The following is a 1,071-nucleotide window of genomic DNA, read 5'->3' as shown; positions in this document are numbered from 1 at the left end:
GCCACCGCAGCCAGTATCAACAAAAGCAATACCACCAGAATGTTCTGAAAACGTTGAATGCCCTTACGTTCATCCGTTGTTTCCCGTGTCATTAGCGCCCCTGGTATGCGCTCATCATGTCCCACATTGGGGTAAATATTCCCAGCGCGAGAATCAGCACCATCACCGCGACCACAGCTATCATTACCGGCTCAATACGCGCGGTTAAAGTTTTCAGGTCGTAATCGGTTTCACGCTCATAATATTCAGCCACTTCCAGTAACAGCACATCGACCCGACCGGTCTCTTCGCCAACGGATATCATTTGCAGAATCAGCGGCGTAAAGAGTTCCGACTGGCGGGCAACTCGTGACAAATTTTCGCCTCGTTCAATACCCCGACGCATTTCTATAATGCGTTTTTCCATCCAGGCGTTATCAACGGCCTCGGCCACTAAAGATAAAGCCTGAGTCAATGGAACACCGGCGCCAATCATCACCGAAAAACTGCGCGCAAAGCGGCCTAACATGGAACGCATTAAAATAGAGCCAATAATAGGAATTTTTAATTTAAGGCTGTCCCACTTCAACCGCCCATTGTCCGTTCCCACGTAGTAACGAACACCGAAAAAACCGCCCACCATGGCTAGCAGCAGAACATGCCAGTAGCCGACAAAAAACTCAGAGGACCCGAGCAGCGCCCTCGTTGCCCAGGGGAGCTCAACATTAAACCGGCTGAACATGGACGCAAAAGTTGGAATAACAAAAATGTTCAGCACAAAAATGGCGACAACCAGAGCTATCAGCACAAAACTCGGGTAACGTGTGGCCGCCTTTATTCGCTTACGGGTGTCCTGCTCTTTTTCCAAGTACACCGATAGCTGCTGAAAAGACTCCTCCAGTTGACCGGTGTTTTCTCCCACATGCACAATAGCAATAACCAACCGCGGAAAAACGCCTCGGTGCTGAGACATAGCCGTGGATAAATTTCGCCCCCGCTCCAGTTGATCATGCACATCTTTCAGGGTTGTCCGCAGACGCTTGTTTTGCGTGGTATCGGCAAGGCCTTCAATGGCTCTTAGCATAGGAATGC

At 50.0% G+C, this 1,071-nt stretch carries 1 protein-coding gene; it reads right to left on the bottom strand.

The features are described from left to right. Positions 1 to 91: 91 nt before the first annotated feature. Positions 92 to 1,071, bottom strand: a 980-nt coding sequence (locus tag B3180_RS12375; protein ID WP_286844880.1) for a type II secretion system F family protein, incomplete at its 5' end; no start/stop codon positions are given.

The organism is Idiomarina sp. UBA4206 (assembly GCF_002383015.1).
GTDB classification, from domain to species: Bacteria; Pseudomonadota; Gammaproteobacteria; order Enterobacterales; family Alteromonadaceae; genus Idiomarina; species Idiomarina abyssalis.
The sequence above is the reverse complement of the archived record's forward strand: the minus strand, read 5'-3'. Positions and strand labels throughout refer to the sequence as shown.